The organism is Paenibacillus sp. SAF-068 (assembly GCF_051967555.1).
Lineage (GTDB): Bacteria > Bacillota > Bacilli > Paenibacillales > Paenibacillaceae > Paenibacillus.
The window spans coordinates 1-19,744 of the sequence record NZ_JBQCJX010000013.1 but is presented as its reverse complement, the minus strand read 5'-3'; the positions used below and the strand labels follow the sequence as shown (position 1 = coordinate 19,744).

Genomic DNA, 19,744 nt, shown 5'->3' with positions numbered 1-19,744 from the left:
TTTGTTGATGATGTGTGCCAATGATCGTGATGTTACAACAACGGCTTCGTAATTATAGATTCCGCGAGTAATCAACCAGATCCTGTGACATGGTGTTGATCTCATCCATTGAAGCATTCACCTGCTGTGTCAGGGCAGCCTGATTTTGCGTTAACGTGGACATATTACCGATATGTTCAAGAATCTGATCAATCAGTATTTTCATCTTTTGCATGCTATCTTCGATATTTACGGTGGCCTCTGAACTGTGATCAGCCAGTTTCCGAACTTCACCCGCAACGACGCCAAATCCCAGTCCCAGCTCTCCCGCTCTTGCAGCTTCAATGGCTGCATTCAACCCCAGCAGATTCGTCTGACTCGCAATCTCTCGAATAAACACCGTGATATTCTTCGTATCATCTGCACTGCTTTTCACTTGAATGGCTGCATCGGCAGATAACTCCTGTGCAGTAACCAGATCCTGTGCCTGATCGGTGATTGAGTTGATTCCACGTACCATCTCGCCAATGGATTCTGATAATTGTTTTGTTTTCAGATTCATGGCTTCCACGATCTGTTCCTTATTCTTCTCATGGGTTACATCGCGAATGGTTCCAGCTACACGGAGCGGTACTCCATCCTGATCCCTAATAGTCTCCCCACCTGCGTGATACCACCGGTACTCCCCGTCTTTGCGTTGCAGACGATAATCCAGATCGTACGGTGTGCGACCACTGTAATCGTTCATATGTCTGGCGAATTCATTGATCGTCCGATCATGGTCTTCCGGATGAAGTCGACTGCTCCAACTGCTGAACACATTGGGGAAATCCTGCTCGTCTTTAAACCCTAATTCTCTACGGAACTGGGGTGACCACCAGAATTCGTTATTCGGATTAACCACATCTCCAGCCACAACGGTCATATCCCACGGTGCCTCCACCAAGGCGCGGTTAACAAGATCATATCGAGTGACGAGTGCTTCCAGCTCATCCGACTTGCTCTTCTCCTCATGAATATCGAACATGATGCCCAGAAGTTTGATCGGAACGCCAGCCTGATTTCGGATGACATGTCCAAGGCATCGGAACCAGCGAATCTCTCCACTTTTTGTAATCATACGGCTGATAACGTTATACGCAGTCGTTGCTCCAGTGTCATTCACATGGTTCATTATCTCTTGCACCAGCTGAGGTCTGTCATCCGGATATACCGATTTGGCCCAGCTTGCAAATGTATCGGGATAATCCTTGGCATTATGGAATCCTAACATTTGGCGGAATTCATTGGAAAATGTGACTTTATTATTGCTATCCAGTGGATCACCGGCAACAATTTCAGATTCCCATAATCCCACATTCATTGCCTGATTCAGCATTCTAAGACGCATTTCCACGGCTTCGTTTTGTGCTTTCATCATATGTATTGCTTTTTTGATGTTACTGGCTATTTCATCGGTTTCCCGAAATTCAATGCCATCTTCAATCCATGCGTCATAGTCGCCCTTTTCTGCATTGGCTACCAGTTTACGACTATACTCCAGTAAATTCTGATGCGCATCTATACGAATGTGCTTGGTAGATTCAGTACGTTTACGAAACATGCTCATTTCTCCTCTTAGGTCATATGATATATATTTCGACATTATCAGACATTAAATGTAGAGCAATAGTCTTACATTGTATAAAAAAACAAGAACTCATGCTGAATCAGCACGAGTTCTTGTTTCTTATATTCTTTATTTTCTATAATAATAAATCTTAAATGACTGCCTCTTGCCAGCTACCAGCCAAAATTCAATGTTTTTCCCGTTTCCACCCATGTTTTGATGCTGCTTAGAATCATCCACCAGCTGCTCTGTGCATTCGCAAAGGAAGGATGGTTATCTGTAAATTGATCATTAATCAGTGTCAGCTTCGTGCACTCCCCCACAGTCTCCAACTGGAAAACGACTCTGGATTGAAGCTCGGCATGATTGGCATGGTATGAAGGTCCGGGATGCTCCTGATAACTTAGTCTGGACAGCGGTTCAAATTCCAATATATCTCCGTACACATGCACAGTCTCCGCACCATCATTACCCGGGCCTACATAAGCAAATGGCTGACCTGGTTGAAAATTAGTGCGAAGTTCACTACCGAAAAAGCTGTTCCGTGTGCCGTCTGGTGATATTAGGGCATTCCATACATCTTCCAGTCCTGCATTGATATAGAATTCGTATTTCAGTTCCATGGACTCACTCCCTTTATGTATTGGACACGCGATCTACCAACCTCGCACTCCTATCCTATCGTTATACCCCAAAGGCCGTATTGTAAAAACGCGACAACAGGTAAAATATAAGCTCTTTATGTTTTCAGGAATGTTCTACCCTAATCCAAATGCATTACGCCCATATAGTGCTTTCCCAGAAGATCAGATATACTAAAATGGAATGAAATAACAGGAGTTGTTCAAGTTGATAAGACACAAGCAGAAAGGAAATAAGACATGAGCCAGTCAACCCATATCATGGGCATCCCTTTTCCCAATGTAACGATGAATCAGACTGTTGGAATTCTTGGTGAAGTCGTGGATCAGGAAAGCAATGAACTATTCCATGTCATCACAGGTAATCCCGAGATTGTTATGTCTTGTCAAAAGAATGCCTCTCTTCGCAAAGTCGTCGATCAAGCAGGGTTGGTCACAGCTGACGGTGCTGGCATTGTGATGGTATCCCGTTTGCGGGGCGGACAATTGACTGAGCGGGTAACCGGTTGTGATCTGCTATTTCGTTTATTGGAGGAAGGCAATCGAAAACACTGGTCTTTCTACATGCTGGGAGCAGAGGAACGCGTAAGTGAGCAGGCCGTGGAAGTCATTGCCCAACGTTATCCGGGAGTTGTTATAAAAGGCAGACACCATGGTTTTTTCCAAACAGGTGAGGAACAACAGATTGTGGAAGAGATTCGTAATGCTCAACCAGACTTTCTTATCGTTGCTCTTGGCGCACCCCAGGCGGAACACTGGATTAACAAGCATCGTCACCGATTGAACGCCCGTGTAGCCATAGGCGTTGGTGGCAGTCTCGATATCGTGGCTGGTAAAACCAAACGTGCCCCTGCAATATGGCAGAAGCTTAATCTGGAATGGCTCTATCGCCTCCTCAGTCAACCTTCCAGATGGCGCAGGCAACTCATTTTACCCCGTTTTGCTGTGCGGGCATTATTGTTCCGGGAACCTAAATAATGTGAAATAAGCAGGAGGAATGATTCGGATGAAACAGGCAGAACAAGGAGACAGACCAAGTATGGGCCTGCTGAATCTGAATGAAGGTGATCATAAGTATCAACTGACACGCCATGCTCCTTCCGAAGCACTTCGCCCTTTTGTTAAACATTACTGGATCGTAACGTGGGATCTGACTGGACTTGAACCGTATCCCCAACATGTCGTGCCTAACCCCTGTGTCAATCTGGTTGTGGAACGGAACCATACGTTTTTCTTCGGACCATCAGGACGTAAATTCTCCTATCTCGTGAGTGGAAAAGGCCGTGTGTTTGGCGTGAAGTTCAAACCAGGAGGGTTCCATCCCTTCCTCAGGGCTCCTGTCTCATCCTTGTACGGACAGCCGATGGATGTATCCAATATCCTTGACGTCACAGCCGATTTCTTGGAAGACCGGCTTCTTGGGGCGGGGGATGATGCGGATAAAACCAGTTACATCGACCAGCTATTATGTGCACATCTTCCTGCTGAAGATACTCAAGCGGGAATGGTTAACGATATTGTGCAACAGATTGAACAAAACCGGGAGATGTTGAGAGTAGATGATCTATCTTCCTATTGGAATATGCATACCCGAAAGCTCCAGCGTCTGTTCAATCAGTATGTGGGTATTGGACCGAAGACCGTAATTAAGTTGTATCGATTGCAAAATGCTGCCGAATGGATGGACCGCGGTCTTCACTGTGACCTGATTAAGTTATCTCAGGACCTTGGATATCATGATCAATCCCATTTTATCCGAGATTTCAAGTCTATTATTGGCAGTACACCAGAGGAGTACTTACACGCTAGACATCCGAATGGTGAACGTCGTATGCTGATGAATTAAAAACCTGTCCTGAAAATCAGGACAGGCGAATGACTTCGATGGTATCCCCCGTATGGATTACACCTTCCCGTTCAACCGAGCAGACGATTCCACGTTTTTTGCGAGCCGCAGGCACGAATTTTTTACGCAAACCGTCCTGTTCGTAGAATTGTTCGATCATTTTCCCCGGATGCACACAGGGAAGGTTCTCCCCTTCACATATTAACCCTGTCCCGTTCGGGAATAAAAGCCGCGTTCCAGCAGGCAGTTCAGTCAAACGATCAATGCCTCGGACCAGTAGGTTGGCACCCAACCACTCTGGACGCACTTCAGGAATGTTCATTTTCTCAGCAATAAGAGCACATTCTTCTTCGGACACAATACTGATCTGGCGGCGATTCGCAATGGGCGTACCGCGCTTGTAGATTTTCTGACGCGAGTCTGCTGGACGGAGCAGACCATAATGACGGTCACCCGGAATTCCTGCAAGCTCAATGTCGATAAACGGTACACCTCGGGTCACAAATGTGGATGGATCATCAGCCAACAAGACCATATGAACCGTTGCCATAGTAATCTCCTCCCTTTCCTGAGCATGATCATTGCTTTAATGTTCATTATTACCCAATGAATGGATTGTCGACAATCGGCGTATGCTTACCTTTGTACGATTTTTTTACTTTTAATATTATAATCGACTTGGAAAATGATACATATTTTAAATAACACACAATTAAATTGTTAAAAATCATATTTACTCTTTCCGTTCTCGTTGCAAACATTTATACTGGGATGGACAAGTACATAAATTACATATCAGAAAGCAAGGTGTTTCCATTGATTAGTATCATTTTTGTAGCTCTTGTAGCTGTCGAACACTTCTACATCATGGTGATGGAGATGTTTATGTGGACTCGTCCACGCACAATGAAAACCTTCAATCTCACGCCGGAATTCGCCAAATCCACCAAATCCCTCGCGGCCAATCAAGGGCTTTACAATGGATTTCTTGCAGCAGGCCTGATCTGGGGACTTCTATATCCGGATGCAGCCGTTGGACAGCATATTCAGATTTTCTTCCTGGCGTGTGTGATTATCGCGGCTCTTTATGGAGGAGCAACTTCTTCACGATCGATCATTATCAAACAAGGATTGCCTGCGATCATTGCATTATTGCTGGTCCTGTTCCTGTAATTTCCTGTCGATAGGTGCATTGCTTCGATTCATCTTAACTCCGTTATGGTAAGGTAGTGAATAGATAGCAGTGTACAATGACCAGAATCAATCTGGGATCGGAAGGAGAACATGTCATGGGATTGTTTGACAAGCTTCGGCGGCGCAAAAAAGAAAAGGTCCCCACAGGTGGGGCTGTCGCATCCACGAATTACAGTGAAACCATCGTGGGTTTTGTCCTGCTGGAGCGTGACGATTGTGATTTTGACCTCTTCATCAGAAATATGAGGAATGAATGGAACATTGAGATCGAGGAACGCCCGGAAGAGGGAAATCTCTTTTTTGAAGTGAATGGAATGCAAGTGGTATGTGCTCATATTGCCGCGCCTGTACCTGACCGTGAAGTTGAGGAGAATGCCAGGCTAAACATCCTTTGGCGAGAAGCGGAGCAAGTTACTTCGCGGCACCGATCTCAGATTATTGTGTCGGTTCTGAACGCAACCCATGCAATTGAGGGACATGTTCTGTTCACTCAAACAGCAAGTGCCTTATTACAGTTGGATCACGCGCTGGCACTATACATGGCCCCCCTTGTCGTTGAAGCCAGTCAGTATGTCGAAACCAGCCGTGGGATCAAACATGAGGAGTTGCCCGTCTCACTCTGGATTTTCATCGGATTATTCCAGAATAACGAAGGCGCTTCAGCTTATACTTACGGACTACGTAACTTTGGAAAAGAAGAGATGGAGATTATGCAATCTTCTGAAACCTTAAGCGATGTATTTGAGATGATGTTCATGACCACAACGTACGTGGTTGAAAACGACGTCACACTGCATGACGGTGAAACACTTGGTTTCTCGGCAGAACAAAAGCTAAGCCTTAACCTTTCCAAAGGTATAGCAACGGAAGGTAACAGTTTGAAGATTGGCTTCTAACTGACGTAGGATTTTAACTTTATCAGGTTACAAAGATTGAAGCCATCTGGAGTTCATCCTCTGGGTGGCTTTTAGCTATTCAATCTTCCTCCCAATGACGATATGAGAACAATCCCTGAATTTAACTTCGCTAGGAAAAAGTAGTCCATAAGAACCACTATATTATGAATTGAGTTTTCATTCTCGTTATAAACGGGTATAATTAATAGGCTTATAGTCTCATATATTACATATTAATTTATAATCGAGGAGTTGCCTACATGTCTGTTAGACGTTTGGATTCAACTAAACCTATTATTGAAATTGTCTGGGAAGGTATCGTCACCCCTGAACATGTCGAACAAACGAATAAAGAAATCCAGGGAATAGCGGCGCAATTGGGAAATTCGTTTGATGTGCTCGTGGACATGAGAACGATGAAGGCTTTTCCTCAGGATACCAAAGAAAAAATTGTAGCACATCAGAAATTACTGCTAGAGTGGGGTATGAAGCGGGCTAGTGTGGCCGTAGGTGGCGCGATCGCCAAAATGCAATTGAATCGGATTTCCAAGGAATCTGCGCACCAGACGGAATTCCAATGGGAAACGTACGACGAGGCTTTGGCATTTTTGTCGAAATAAATTGAGGTATTACAGCGTGAGTTCAAAGTGAATATGTTTGTGTTTCACGTGGATTAAAGGGCGTTTCCCATGAGGAAGCGCCTTTTTTTATGCATTAATACTTTAAAATTACACTTGTTTTCTAACTATGTAGAACAATCGCTTATCCTTTAAGATTTTGAAGCACTCACTCGTACCATCGTTACCGATGTACCACAGAGGTCTTTCTCCACAAATCCTAACCGCCTATACAAACGAATCGCTTGGTTATCCGGATCAACACTGAGGGAGACTGCTTCAATTCCCCGCCGTTCCACCTCATCTAATGCGGTCTGAAGCAGTAAGGTACCTACTCCTTTTCCACGTGCGTCTTGCGTAACAGCCATTCCCATCTCTGGTGTAACTGCATCCACATAACCGTATCCCGCATTCTGATCCGTATAGAATCGTAATGTAATTGAACCTAATCTTTTGTCATGTTGGTCAACCGCAATATATCCGAGATCCCCTTCTCTACCCCAGTCTTTAACGTATTTGGACAGTTCGGGAGTATGAACACTTTCGATTGGGAGAGGTTCATCATCTTCTCGTGTATGCAGGGATGCATATAACATCTCCCACAGAAAAGGGATATCTTCTTCCTTAATCGGACGGACATGATAGTTGGTCATGGTCATGTTTGCTCCTCCTTCAGTTTTTCAAATAGGCGTTCCATCTCATTCAGACTAAACTCGTTAGTTATCTCGTAGTCCTCAAGATTATCTCTCGTTTTCGCCTCACTGTAGATTGAGATCGAATGTTCATTATAGAACGTCACTCCGAATCGATCGGTAAAGCGACCTTCTTTATTAATGGTAATACGCCACTCATAGTAATACGGATTCTGATCGGAAACGTCCAATTCCCGAACCTTTTTAAGTTCAACATCCTTTACCAGCTTCAGCATGTCTCTAATCTCTTTGGAATCTGTAATCGTCACTTCTTCATCTTCATTATACGTTTCATGGTTTGAAACCTTTCTGATGGTCAGTCGATCCAATGTATCCAGCATCGTCATATGATCTGTGACCTCTGCTCGAAACGTCGTATGCTTGCTGGGGATATACATCGCATATTGACCAGAGGTATACATACGCACCGCAATAGCTACCACAACAATAATCGCAACGAAACCCATAATGATTTTAATTTTTCTAATCATGCCTCTCTCCTCCAAACCACTATAAAACATATAAAATGGTAAATAATGATACTTTTCAGTATATCATCTCACGGCTTCTGCTCCAAAGTTAATTCGTATCTCTAAACGCCCAATTCCGATAACGTTTTTGTCCAAACTATAATTATGGGTAAAGCTTGAATGGTAGCGAAAAAAGCAAGTAATCGGCGTTTACAAGACATCCAAAACATGATTTCGTTTTCAATTCCAGTCATTAAAATATAAATTCATGATTGCTAACTAACTTGTTGGATTAACTAAAATTTGAACTAAAAATGACGATATACTTCATAAGCTTTCTTCATTCTTACACACCCTTGAAATCCCGAGGACTATATTCGGACGAACGCAACAAGTGTACATGGTCCACAAAGAACTTGAAGGAAGTAAAGGCGTGTAATTGTAAAACGCTAGGGGGAATTGGAATGAAGCTCAAACCAAAATTAATGATCATGTTTCTTGCCGCTGTGTTGATCACCGCACTTCCACTGGCTTCACTCGGCTTGGTGCAGACGGAAAAACAATCCATGCGCAATGTTGATTCCAAACTGAATGGCCTAATGACTTCTTCGGCAAATCAGTTGGATGGCTGGATCAGCAGTAATGCCAAAGTGATCGAAACATTGGGTTTTGTCATCCAGGAGGGCGTGCCTGAGGGCGAACTCACGGAAGAATACTTTAACATTATGAAGCTGGGCAGTAACAAAGAGAGTCTGTCGGATCTGTATTACGGTTCAGAACAAGACGGCAGTTTCATGAATGGTTCCGACTGGTCTCCCGATGCTGATTATGATCCAAGACAACGTCCTTGGTACCAGGAAGCCAAGCAGGCCAATCAGCTAACGTTCTCTGACCCCTATCTCGATATGATGTCGAAGCAATATGCGGTGTCGATTGCCATGCCGGTCCAAAATAAAGAAGGCGCATTGCAAGGGGTTGTCGCAGGCGACTTGTTGCTCTCTACACTTACCGATACAGTGGCAAAAATAAATCTGGACGGATTGGGCTACACCTTTTTAATCGATAAAAACGGACTGCTCCTGGCTCATCCTGACGATAAAATGGTGAACACCTCAGCCAAGGAAAATACAGAGTTAAACCCGCTGCTGGCAGATATGCAGGCTAATCCATCAGGTCAGAAGCCTTTCCAAAATAATGGTGAGAGTTATCTGTTGTTCTATCATCAGATTCCAAGCACTGGCTGGGTTGTAGGCTCTATTATCTCCGAGAAGTTGGCCTACGCTGAGTATTATGAATTGCGCAACAACTACATTCTGATTATCGCTATTACGTTACTGGTTGTGCTGGCAGGTGCCTATTGGATCGCAACACTTTTCATCAAGCCGTTGAGAAATCTGCATGAAACGTCCCGCCAGATGTCCAGTGGTGACTTTACAGGACGGGTGCAGATCAAAGGCAGAGATGAGTTTGCAGAGCTTGGTCAGGCATTCAATCAGATGTCCGATCAGCTAAGCTCACTGTTCAGACAAGTAACGGCTTCCGCTGACCGCGTACAACGTATTTCGGGTGAGATGCAGGAGCATACGGATAACACCAAGCGCATCGCTGAGCAGATCTCCATTGCTACGGATGAACTCGCTCAAGGCTCCAGTACACAGGCCGAATCCGTATATGATGGCTCAAGTCGTCTATCAGAGATGAGTGATAGTGTCGGCGGTATAAATCGCAGTGTCGAGCAGTCCGTAACGATGATGCGTGAGGCAGGAGAAGCCATGCTGGCTGGACTACAGGCGGTGGATCACCAGGTGGAACTTTCGGATGGCAACCGCCAATCGATTGATCGTGTCGGTGAATCAATCTCCCTGCTCGCAGACAAATCACAAAAAATTGAAAGCATCGTCAGCATGATTCAGGCTATTGCCTCCCAGACCAACCTGCTTGCCCTGAATGCTTCCATTGAAGCGGCCAGAGCCGGTGAACATGGACGTGGATTCGCGGTGGTTGCCGAGGAAGTGCGAAAACTTGCTGAACAATCCGCAGGGTCTGCTCAGGATATCATCGTATTGCTGAATGAAATCCAGGCAGCCAGCCGCCAAAGTGTGAGGGAAGTTGATTCTGCTGAACATGGTATTGAGCAGCAGGTTGCTGCCGTGCATGAGATGCGCGACTCGTTTATGCGAATCAAACAATCCATTGAAGGCATCGATAACCAGCTCCAGCAGGTATCGTCTGCCACAACCGAACTGGATAACAGCTCTGGCAAGATTGCTGAAGTGATCTCCAGTGTTGCGGCCATGTCGGAACAGAGTGCCGCTTCCACGGAGGAAGTTGCTTCCTCTACTCAGGAACAGTTCAATTACATTACAAGTATCTCGGAGCGCTCCAACGAACTGGCTCAACAAGCCAATACGCTCGCTGAAGAAGTGAAAAAGTTCAAGATATAAATTAACAAGCCGCGTTCTCCCATAAGGTGAACGCGGCTTGTTGATTATGTTGATACGTTGCGTGATTCAGCCCAATACACGCCCTGCGGATTCACGGATAACCAGTTCGGGCTTCAGTACAATCTTCTGTGGCTCTTTTTGCTCATCCTTCAACTCGTCAATCAACAGATCTACAGCGCGATGTCCCAGTTCTTCAATTGGCTGGGCAACGGTGGTAAGCGGTGGACTGGTTACCGAAGCAAGAATCGTATTATCAAACCCGATAATCGACACATCCTCTGGCACGCGCAGCCCCAGCTCTTTGGCTGCCTGAAGAGCACCGATGGCCTGAATGTCATTACAACAGAACAATCCTGTTGGGTGATTGCTCTCACCGAGCAGCAGTAGCGCCTCTTTTTTGGCCGAGCTCAGGTCAGCTGCAGATGCTCGGATCTGATTTGGTTCCAGCGTATGACCTGCCTTATTCAGCGTTTCACGGAATCCGCGTACACGTTCCTGACTGCTGCTGACTTTGGACGGTTCCGACAATACCGCTACATGGGTGTGCCCAAGTTCAAGCAGATGCTCCGCTGCAAGTGCTCCGCCGAGTATATCGTCAATGGTGACCGTATGTACCGAAAGGGATGGCATATGACGGGCAATTAGAGCAACAGGAATCGACTGTTGCAGGAGGGGAGACAAAATGTCGGCATTATCGATCCCGGTTCCGATCATCATGCCATCGACCCTTTTTTGCTGGAGCAGATTCAGATAACGCTCTACCCGCTCGTCCTTATTATCCGTACTGCAGATGACCACGCTGTAGCCCAATTGACGGCTTCGATCCTCCACCGCTCTGGCCAGTTCTGCGAAATACGGGTTCGAAATGTCCGGTACAAGCAACCCCAATGTATACGTCTGCTTGCCTGTAAGTGCAGCTGCGATCGCGCTGGGTTGATAGTGAAGTCGTTCCATGATCTCCATAATCTCGGCGCGGCGCTTCTCACTGATCTTGCCTTTGCCATTAATGACCTGCGAGACGGTTGCAATGGATACACCCGCCTCGCGTGCTATATCGTATATGGTTGCTTTCATTGTTTTTTCCCCATTTATGCTATATATAAATTGCGTTATACATGAATCAATTTCATATTACCTTTAGCTGCTTCAATCAAGGCTAAATATAGTTCAAACTGGCTCAATTTGTCTATATTTAGTTACAAGAAACCCATTCTTAGTGAGTTATGAAATTGATTCGCATAGATCATTGTTCTCTTCTCATTATGCAGGGGGAAGTCTGCATACGCAACTTGAAGTGAGCACAATGCGCTCTAGCATAAAGCATTACTTTTTCATCAACCACTCATGGTCAGGGTCGTTATGGAATTTCCATGTCCGCGTTGGACCAGCCATCACGTTCAGATAGTAGACCTCATACCCCGGAGGAGCACCTACCGGATGATACCCGTCCGGAACAAGCACGACTTCCCCGTTCTTCACTGCTAATGTCTCATCCACAGAACGATCATCCGTGTATATACGCTGAATGGCAAACCCTTGCTCAGGCTGCACACGGAAATAATACGTTTCTTCCAGCAAAGATTCATCCGGGAGTGCGTCCCGATCATGCTTATGTGGCGGGTAACTTGACCAATGCCCATCGGGTGTGAACACCTCAACAACGAGCAGACTGTCTGCTTCCTTCTGTTCGGGCAAAATGTTATGAATCTGACGCTCCAGATTGCCATACCCTCTCGCCTCTACTCCTACATCTTCGGGTGCAATGAGACGAGCCGGGTATGTGCCTTTACCGGGTGCGACACATATAGCGATTTCCAATTCAGTACGTGCTGTGATCTTCACCTGATCGGAAGTCGAGACGTAGACCGAATACGGCGGAATTTTCTCGAAAACACTCATTCTTTTCCCGATATTATCCCATGTGTGCTCCCGGGTACTTACATTGGCTAAACCACTGAGAAGCACTACACAGAGTTCCTGATCACCACTCTCACGGGTTAAGGTCTCCCCCTCCGCCAGTTTCGCTACCTGAAAGCCGACATATTCCCACCCAGCCGACTCCGGTTTTACGTTGATAAGCGTACCGTCCCCTTCCGGGTTGACCACAGGTTTCACAATACGTTCTGACATCTTGTCATCCACTCCTTTCTGTTCGTCAATCCACCTACGAAGTTGCCGTTTGCGATTCCAGTGACATCCCAGGGACTTCACTCAGCTTCACTGGTCTTCCCTGCTCCAGGGACATCTTCGCTGCCAGCGCAATTCGTTCTGCCTGTACTGCATCGTGGCCATCTACGATAACGGGTGTATCATGGATGATTGCATCGATAAAGAGGGCTGTCTCCTGCACATACGCTTCATTGTAGCGTTCCAGGAAAAAGTGTAACGGTTTGTCGCGCATGAGCCCCGCCGCTGTACTGATCTCAGCCGTATTTGGATGATCATTCGCCGCTGCGGCGCTGCCCATCGAGCCGAATACTTCAACACGCTGGTCATACCCATATACAGCCTGACGGCTGTTATCAATAACACCAATCGCCCCGTTGGCAAACGTCATCGTTACAATCGCCGTATCCACATCGCCATGTTCTGCAAAGACCGGATTAATCAGCACGTTGCCCTGGGCGTATACTTCTTCCACTTCACTGCCCGACAGATACCGAGCCATATCAAAATCGTGAATCATCATGTCCATGAAAATCCCGCCGGACACCCGGATATACTCCGCAGGTGGTGGAGACGGGTCGCGAGACGTAATTTTGATAATATGCGGATCACCAACCGTACCATCCTGCACATGGGCACGTACCCGTCTGAAGTTGTGATCGAAGCGGCGGTTAAATCCGATCTGCAGCTTCACACCAGCCTTCTGCACTGCTGCTACAGCCGCTTGGGTCTGCGCCAGATCCATGCTAACCGGCTTTTCGCAGAAGATGTGTTTGCCTGCCTGAGCGGCCTGTTCGATCAGCGGCACATGCGTATCTGTTGAAGAACAGATCAGCACCGCGTCTACATTAGGCATCGAGATCAATTGGCTGCTATCCGTCGTTACAACAGGGATGCCGCGTCTGGAGGCCCAATCCTCCAACTCGGGACCCGCGAACAAGTCACTGATTCCTACAATCTCGGCATGCGGGTTGCGCAGGAGATTGTCTGCATGAATTTTTCCGATCCGTCCAGCACCGATGATGCCGATTCTCACTTTGTCCTTGCCCATTCCGTTATCCTCCCTATGTGCGTCCATATGGGCTGGGCGTTCCCCTTAGCCCGAGTTATGCTCTGGTTGTTACCAGCGCGCCGTTACCATCTTCTTGCGAGTGTAGAATTCAACACCATCCGTGCCATTGGCATGCAGATCACCATAGAAAGACTTCTTCCAGCCGGAAAACGGGAAAAATGCCATTGGTGCAGGTACACCCAGGTTAATCCCCAACATGCCCGCATCAATTGTCTCACGGAATTGTCGCATACTTGCCCCGCTTCTGGTGAACAGACACGCACCATTAGCAAAGTCAGAACGGTTCGCAAGCTCAATGGCTTCCTCCAGCGTAGATACTCTTGCCACCGAGAGTACTGGAGCAAAGATCTCATCCTGCCAGATTTTCATATTGCTCTCCACTTGGTCGAATACTGTTGGCCCTACAAAATAACCGGATTCATCAGTCGCCTGATCTATGCGTCCATCCCGGATCAAGGCCGCGCCTTCCTGCTCTCCGGATTCAATGTAACGGAGTGTACGCTCTTTATGTGGTCCACGGATGACCGGACCGAGGAACACGCCCTCATCCATACCATTACCGATGGTAATGCGATCTGCTGCTTCCACCAGCTTTTGCACCAGTTCATCAGCCACATCACCCACAGCCACGACAACCGAACATGCCATGCAGCGTTCCCCTGCTGAGCCAAATGCCGCACTGGTAATCTCTTTCACGGTTAGATCGAGATCAGCGTCTGACATAACGATGGAGTGGTTTTTGGCACCTGCGAGTGCCTGTACCCGTTTGCCATGCTTGGATGCAGTGGTGTAGACGTATTCAGCTACAGGTTGTGATCCGACAAAGGAGATCGCTTGAACATCCTTATGTTCCAGCAGACCATTCACGACATCATGTGCACCGTGTACGATGTTGAGCACGCCGTCTGGAAGCCCCGCTTCCTTGAACAGCTCTGCCAGGCGACCTGCCAGCAATGGTGTACGCTCGGACGGCTTCAGAACAAAGGTGTTACCGCATGCGATAGCCAGCGGGAACATCCAGCACGGCACCATCATCGGGAAGTTGAATGGGGTAATTCCCCCAATTACGCCGATTGGATAACGATACATGCCTGACTCCAGTCCTGTCGCGATATCAGGCAACTGTTTGCCCATCATCAGATTCGGGGCACCTGCCGCAAACTCCACGCACTCAATGCCACGCAATACCTCACCATACGCTTCGGCGTAGCTTTTGCCGTTCTCCAGCGTTACCAGGCGGGCGAGTTCTTCCCAATGCTCCACCAGCAACTGCTGGTAGCGGAACAGAATACGTGCACGGCGTGGAACTGGCGTGCTGCTCCAGGATTTGAACGCTTCCCGTGCCGTCTGTACGGCCAGATCCACGTCCGCTTGTTCAGACAGTGGCACGTGTGCAATAACCTCTTCTGTAGCGGGGTTCACAACCGGCTCCGTACGAGTTGCTGCTGGGGTTACCCAGGCACCTCCGATCCAGTTTTGTACCATTGTCGCTGTTGCAGACGCTTCAGATATTCCTTTTCCCATAGCCCTGTCTCCCTTCGCTTATGTGTGGTCTCTTATGTTCAACGTATATCATTGATGTTGATCTGTATGAGCATGTTGTTCAAAGTATTGCAATGAGCTTCAAGACACGGTGATCTCGCCCCGATTGCAACGTTCGATGTAATCATTCACCTGTTCCACCGTTGGCATCGCATCCGAACAGCTGTGGCTGGAAATGACGATACTTGCTGCCCCACTGCCATACGCCATACTGCGCTCAATCGTCCAGCCCTGCATCAATCCGTACAGGAAACCTGCTGCGTAAGAGTCCCCTGCACCGAACGTTTTGACCACTTTTGCAGGATAGCTGTCGGCACGATGGGAAAGTCCTTCACGCGTATAAGCAATGGACCCTTCCTTCCCGTGTTTGATTACTACAATATTGGCTGAGAAATCAAACCATTTCTGTGCAGTCACCTGATCACTATGATCCGGATTATGGTCGAATGTCTCCATCATGTCGAACTCTTCGCGTGTGCCCAGGATGATGTCGCATTTCTCGGCTGCAAGGTTGTAATAGACTGCTGTCTCTTCATCTGAAGTCCATGTGTATGGGCGATAGTCCAGATCAAACACAATAACAGTGCCATGTTTTTTCGCATACGTTAGCGCCTGCAATACAGCTTCACGAGATGGGCTCTGTGCGAGGGCCGTGCCTGAGATTAGCAGCACTTTGGAGTCAGCAATCAACTGCTCTTGTACCTCTTGCGCCCGTAATAACAGATCCGCTACATTGTCCCGGTACATCAGGATACTGCAATCGGTCGGGCTTTTGATCTCGGTAAAAGCAAGCCCTGTCACCGCTCCGGTGTCATCTGTCACCACATTCGATGTGTCGATGCCGTTCTTCTCCAGATAGCTATGGATAAATCGACCCATCTGGTCATTCGCGATCTTACCGATAAAAGCTGTCTCCATACCCAGTCTGGACATGCCTATCGTAATATTGGCCGGCGAGCCGCCAACATACTTCGTGAACGTCATCGTCTCTTCCATCGGGCGATTGATCTCATTGGCGTTCAAATCGATACACAAGCGACCAATCGCGGTGAAATCCTTCTTTCTTGATTCTGGAAAGGATACATAGGTCATTGCATGTGAGCCCCTTTCTGTGTTGAGATTTTACAGGTTGTAAATGGATATCCAGACTAGTTACTCATTCCGGCGTGGGGAATAATAAACGGCTAGAAAAGGTCAGGTTTATTTTGCAATCGTAACGTGATAGTTTTGCTAGCCTTCTTCCTTTTCACTTCATGGGTAGGGTCCTCTCTCCATCGCTATGTCAGTATCAGCTGTGTTGGTATAAGGACTCCATATAGGTCAAGGAGCGTTTGGCATACTCATACGGGTTATGAATCGCAGGGTCCTGCTCTCCTTCAAGCATCGCCCAGCCATCGTATCCGCGTGTGATCAGTTCTTGCAGAATTGGTGCAAAATCAATGCATCCATCCCCTGGTACGGTGAACACGCCTCTACGAATACAACCGACAAAGTCAGATTGCTCCGCGCGTGCTTCATCCAACACATGAGGGCGGATATCTTTCAGATGGATATAAGCGATCCGATCATAATGTTTGCGTAGCAGTTCCAGTGGATTGGCCCCGCCATAGTAGGCATGACCTGTGTCATAGAGCAGATACACGAGAGAAGGGTCCGTCAACTCCATCAGTCGATCAATCTCATCCGGTTGCTCTACCACTGTACCTCCATGATGATGGTACGTGAGCTTCAACCCATGTTCGCGGGCAATGGCTCCTGCTTCGTTCAACCCTTCAGCAAGGATATGCCATTCAGATTCGCTGAGTCTGAGCACTTCTTTTTCATGCGGTGTTCGTCTTGGATCAAAATGAAGTGACCCACCTACCTCTGCCGTACTAATCACCTTACTGCCCATGGACTGCAGAAATTCTGCATGTCTGCGATAACTGTCCAGTTCCGTCTGGCGATACGCTGGATCGGAGAACAGTACGGATTTCCACTGGGAGACCAGCTTGATATTTCTTTGGCTCAATTCCTCACGCAATATAGCAGGATCAGTTGGATATTTACGCCCCATCTCTGTACCCGTCAGCCCAAGACGCTGAATGTCATCCAGAATCTGCGCACACGTTGTCGCATCACCATGTTCCTTCACATCTTCACCGACCCAATTGATCGGATGGATCCCAAGCTGGAATGGCAGCTTGCTCATTGCTCCACGTCTCCTTTGTCGTTCAACATTATGGTTCACTATATTAAACCGGACTAAATAGGTCTTGCTTTGGCACGGTTGGCTTGCATGGTGTGATGCGCATGAACTACCTTTTCCTCGGCAGATACTTCGGGCACACCTACATTCCACCACGACTCGTATCCACCTGCGTTGGTTCCAGGCACAACTGGAATTTCAATTAACGTACTCACCGTTTCGTTCTTCGCTTCTCGGATTGCCTGTTCCAGCTGTTCTGCTGTCTCGGCTCTATAGGATTTGGCCCCCATGCTTCGGGCATGTGCAGCAAAGTCTATTGGCATGTAATCCCCGGTTAGGCGCCCACTCTCGGATTCCCGATAACGGAACTCATTGCCGAACCCGTCACTACCATGTTCCCGCTGCAGATTATGAATACACTGGAACCCATTGTTGTTGAATAGTAAAATGGTCATCTTCTTCTGTTCCTGCAAACTGGTCACAAACTCCGAATGCAACATCAGATAACTGCCATCCCCTACCATGGCGTACACCTCACGATCCGGCTCGGCAAGTGCTGCTCCGAACGCCCCGCTTACCTCGTATCCCATACAGGAGAATCCATACTCCATGTGATACGTCTTTGGTTCAGCCGCACGCCACAGACGATGCAGATCGCCCGGCAGACTGCCTGCTGCACATACGATGACGGAAGATGGATCAATCGTCCGATTAACTATGCCGACTGCCGTGGTCTGTGCCAGCCCAGCTTGATGTTGTGCTCCATACAGCCGATCCACTTCTGCATTCCACTCAGCGCGGAGATCAGCAATTTCGGATGCACCATACGAACTGCGGTATTGACTCTGCTGCAGTGCCTTCTGCAATGCCTGCAATCCTTCACGTGCATCTGCCAGAATGGCTTCTCCGCCTAACTTGGCGGCATCCATACCGTTCAGGTTGATGTTAATGAATGAAGCTTCAGGATGCTGAAAAGCAGAGCGGGACGCCGTCGTAAAATCGGAGAAACGAGTACCGACGCCGATTACCACATCCGCTTCTCTCGCCAGCCTGTTGGCTGCCAGAGAGCCAGTAACCCCGATGGCTCCCACATTCAGTGGATGGTCCCAAGAGACTGCACTCTTGCCCGCCTGCGTTTCGGCGATCGGAATGCCAAATGCTTCGGCGAACTCCACGAGTTGAACGGACGCCTCAGAATACAACACACCGCCGCCTGCAACGAGAAGCGGCTTTTTGCCCCGGGCAATCTGCTCCGTTGCCCGTTCAATGGCTGTTTGTACCGGGGGACGTCGGTCCAGATAATGCACTTTGCGGGCAAAGAACGATTCCGGGTAATCGTACGCTTCTGCCTGCACATCCTGCGGCAGTGCCAGCGTTACTGCTCCCGTCTCTGCTGGATCGGTTAGTACACGCATGGCCTGTGTAGCAGCAATCATCAACTGTTCGGGACGAACGATACGATCCCAGTACTTGCTGACGGCTTTGAATGGATCCGTGGCTGAGATGGTATAATCACTACTCACTTCCAACTGCTGAAGTACCGGGTCCGGTTCCCGTGTAGCAAAGTTGTCTCCAGGAAGCAATAAAACCGGAATCCGATTCACCGTTGCAGTAGCTGCCGCTGTAATCATATTCAAAGCACCCGGACCAATGGATGTTGTACATGCATAGATCTGTCTGCGGTTCTTCTGCTTGGCATAGGCCGCTGCCGTATGCACCATACCTTGTTCGTTCTTGCCCTGCATATACGTGAGGCTTCCTGGACTGCGCTCCAGCGCTTCTCCAATGCCTGTTACGTTGCCATGTCCAAAAATGCCGATGATTCCCTTCACAAACTTGGTTTCCACCCCATCAACCGAGATGTATTGCTGATCCAGATATCGAAGCAGTGCCTGTGCCATCGTTAGTCGAATTGTATTCATGAATTGGTCGCCTTCCTTTCCTTTACGGGTTAAGCGCTTAATCTACGTTAAGTTTAAGCGCCTCCCCCCCTAAAGGTTAAGCGCTTAATTGATATGGTATTACAGGTTCATAATTTACGCAAGCTATTTTTGTAAGCGTTTTTATAAATGTGATACAGAAAAGATATTCAAGTGTTCGAAGATGCACGTGACCTCCTTCGTTGGAACACTTCCAAAATGACAAAGACCTAATTTAAAAGATGGAATATGTATTGTTAGGATGGGAGACATACTCGTACATGCGAGTTAACCATATCATCTGTAATTCTCTGTATACATTTATAATCCATATGTCTGTGAATGCAAAAAAAGAAAGAGACGGTGAGTACCATCTCTTTCTTTTCAATATTTAAGCGGGTGATGGGAATCGAACCCACGCTATTAGCTTGGAAGGCTAAAGTTCTACCATTGAACTACACCCGCATAA

The 19,744-nt window shown here is 47.5% G+C and carries 18 protein-coding genes and 1 tRNA gene; 6 read left to right on the top strand and 13 right to left on the bottom strand.

What is annotated here, in order from left to right; genetic code table 11:
* Nucleotides 1–52 precede the first annotated feature (52 nt).
* Both ACTHPG_RS28045 and ACTHPG_RS28040 read right to left on the bottom strand, forming a co-directional pair.
* Nucleotides 53–1,582, bottom strand: coding sequence for a PAS domain-containing protein (locus ACTHPG_RS28045; protein ID WP_440392547.1), 1,530 nt, complete (start codon nt 1,580–1,582; stop codon nt 53–55).
* A 179-nt stretch (nt 1,583–1,761) separates the two neighbouring features.
* Nucleotides 1,762–2,211 carry an SRPBCC family protein gene (locus ACTHPG_RS28040; RefSeq protein ID WP_253429235.1) on the bottom strand — a complete coding sequence of 150 codons (450 nt, stop codon included), beginning with the start codon at nt 2,209–2,211 and terminating at the stop codon, nt 1,762–1,764.
* Nucleotides 2,212–2,469: 258 nt separating this feature from the next.
* Between ACTHPG_RS28040 and ACTHPG_RS28035 the strand changes: the two genes are divergently transcribed.
* Nucleotides 2,470–3,207, top strand: coding sequence for a WecB/TagA/CpsF family glycosyltransferase (locus ACTHPG_RS28035; protein WP_440392546.1), 738 nt, complete (start codon nt 2,470–2,472; stop codon nt 3,205–3,207).
* A 28-nt stretch (nt 3,208–3,235) separates the two neighbouring features.
* Entirely contained in the window at nt 3,236–4,075 is an 840-nt protein-coding gene (locus ACTHPG_RS28030; protein ID WP_440392545.1) for a DUF6597 domain-containing transcriptional factor, read from the top strand.
* 16 nt (nt 4,076–4,091) lie between these two features.
* Here the strand turns inward: ACTHPG_RS28030 and ACTHPG_RS28025 are convergent, their stop codons facing one another.
* Complete coding sequence (locus ACTHPG_RS28025; protein ID WP_440392544.1) at nt 4,092–4,625, bottom strand: MOSC domain-containing protein; 534 nt, start codon at nt 4,623–4,625, stop codon at nt 4,092–4,094.
* Nucleotides 4,626–4,846: 221 nt separating this feature from the next.
* Here ACTHPG_RS28025 and ACTHPG_RS28020 point away from each other — a divergent pair, with 221 nt between their 5' ends.
* The 3 genes from ACTHPG_RS28020 to ACTHPG_RS28010 all read left to right on the top strand — a co-directional run bounded on the left by ACTHPG_RS28020 (nt 4,847) and on the right by ACTHPG_RS28010 (nt 6,785).
* Nucleotides 4,847–5,248: a DUF1304 domain-containing protein gene (locus tag ACTHPG_RS28020; protein WP_440392543.1), complete on the top strand. Its 402-nt coding sequence runs from the start codon at nt 4,847–4,849 to the stop codon at nt 5,246–5,248.
* A gap of 116 nt (nt 5,249–5,364) precedes the next feature.
* On the top strand, nt 5,365–6,165 hold the full coding sequence (locus ACTHPG_RS28015) for a DUF4261 domain-containing protein (RefSeq protein ID WP_440392542.1): 801 nt from the start codon (nt 5,365–5,367) through the stop codon (nt 6,163–6,165).
* Between the two features lie 260 nt (nt 6,166–6,425).
* Complete coding sequence (locus ACTHPG_RS28010; protein WP_440392541.1) at nt 6,426–6,785, top strand: hypothetical protein; 360 nt, start codon at nt 6,426–6,428, stop codon at nt 6,783–6,785.
* Nucleotides 6,786–6,934: 149 nt separating this feature from the next.
* Here the strand turns inward: ACTHPG_RS28010 and ACTHPG_RS28005 are convergent, their stop codons facing one another.
* Nucleotides 6,935–7,441, bottom strand: a complete 507-nt coding sequence (locus tag ACTHPG_RS28005) for an N-acetyltransferase family protein (RefSeq protein WP_440392540.1) — start codon at nt 7,439–7,441, stop codon at nt 6,935–6,937.
* On the bottom strand, nt 7,438–7,965 hold the full coding sequence (locus ACTHPG_RS28000) for a hypothetical protein (protein WP_440392539.1): 528 nt from the start codon (nt 7,963–7,965) through the stop codon (nt 7,438–7,440). Before ACTHPG_RS28000 ends, ACTHPG_RS28005 begins: the two co-directional genes overlap by 4 nt.
* Nucleotides 7,966–8,408: 443 nt before the next feature.
* Between ACTHPG_RS28000 and ACTHPG_RS27995 the strand changes: the two genes are divergently transcribed.
* On the top strand, nt 8,409–10,388 hold the full coding sequence (locus ACTHPG_RS27995) for a methyl-accepting chemotaxis protein (RefSeq protein ID WP_440392538.1): 1,980 nt from the start codon (nt 8,409–8,411) through the stop codon (nt 10,386–10,388).
* A gap of 66 nt (nt 10,389–10,454) precedes the next feature.
* On the opposite strand, the gene ACTHPG_RS27990 is transcribed toward ACTHPG_RS27995, so the two are convergent.
* The 8 genes from ACTHPG_RS27990 to ACTHPG_RS27955 form a co-directional block, all read right to left on the bottom strand.
* Nucleotides 10,455–11,462 carry a LacI family DNA-binding transcriptional regulator gene (locus ACTHPG_RS27990; protein ID WP_440392537.1) on the bottom strand — a complete coding sequence of 336 codons (1,008 nt, stop codon included), beginning with the start codon at nt 11,460–11,462 and terminating at the stop codon, nt 10,455–10,457.
* A gap of 249 nt (nt 11,463–11,711) precedes the next feature.
* A complete protein-coding gene (iolB, locus tag ACTHPG_RS27985; protein WP_440392536.1) occupies nt 11,712–12,518 on the bottom strand; it encodes a 5-deoxy-glucuronate isomerase in 807 nt (268 codons plus the stop codon).
* 34 nt (nt 12,519–12,552) lie between these two features.
* Nucleotides 12,553–13,605 (bottom strand): inositol 2-dehydrogenase, encoded by a 1,053-nt coding sequence (iolG, locus tag ACTHPG_RS27980; protein WP_440392535.1) that lies wholly within the window; start codon nt 13,603–13,605, stop codon nt 12,553–12,555.
* A gap of 69 nt (nt 13,606–13,674) precedes the next feature.
* Nucleotides 13,675–15,150, bottom strand: a complete 1,476-nt coding sequence (locus ACTHPG_RS27975) for a CoA-acylating methylmalonate-semialdehyde dehydrogenase (RefSeq protein WP_440392534.1) — start codon at nt 15,148–15,150, stop codon at nt 13,675–13,677.
* A 99-nt stretch (nt 15,151–15,249) separates the two neighbouring features.
* The gene (iolC, locus tag ACTHPG_RS27970; RefSeq protein WP_440392533.1) at nt 15,250–16,260 is read right to left on the bottom strand and encodes a 5-dehydro-2-deoxygluconokinase; all 1,011 of its coding nucleotides are present in this window, start codon (nt 16,258–16,260) and stop codon (nt 15,250–15,252) included.
* A 196-nt stretch (nt 16,261–16,456) separates the two neighbouring features.
* Nucleotides 16,457–17,359 (bottom strand): myo-inosose-2 dehydratase, encoded by a 903-nt coding sequence (gene iolE / locus ACTHPG_RS27965; protein WP_440392532.1) that lies wholly within the window; start codon nt 17,357–17,359, stop codon nt 16,457–16,459.
* A gap of 53 nt (nt 17,360–17,412) precedes the next feature.
* Entirely contained in the window at nt 17,413–19,278 is a 1,866-nt protein-coding gene (gene iolD / locus ACTHPG_RS27960) for a 3D-(3,5/4)-trihydroxycyclohexane-1,2-dione acylhydrolase (decyclizing) (protein ID WP_440392531.1), read from the bottom strand.
* Between the two features lie 391 nt (nt 19,279–19,669).
* Nucleotides 19,670–19,740, bottom strand: a tRNA-Gly gene (locus tag ACTHPG_RS27955).
* Between the last annotated feature and the right edge of the window lie 4 nt (nt 19,741–19,744).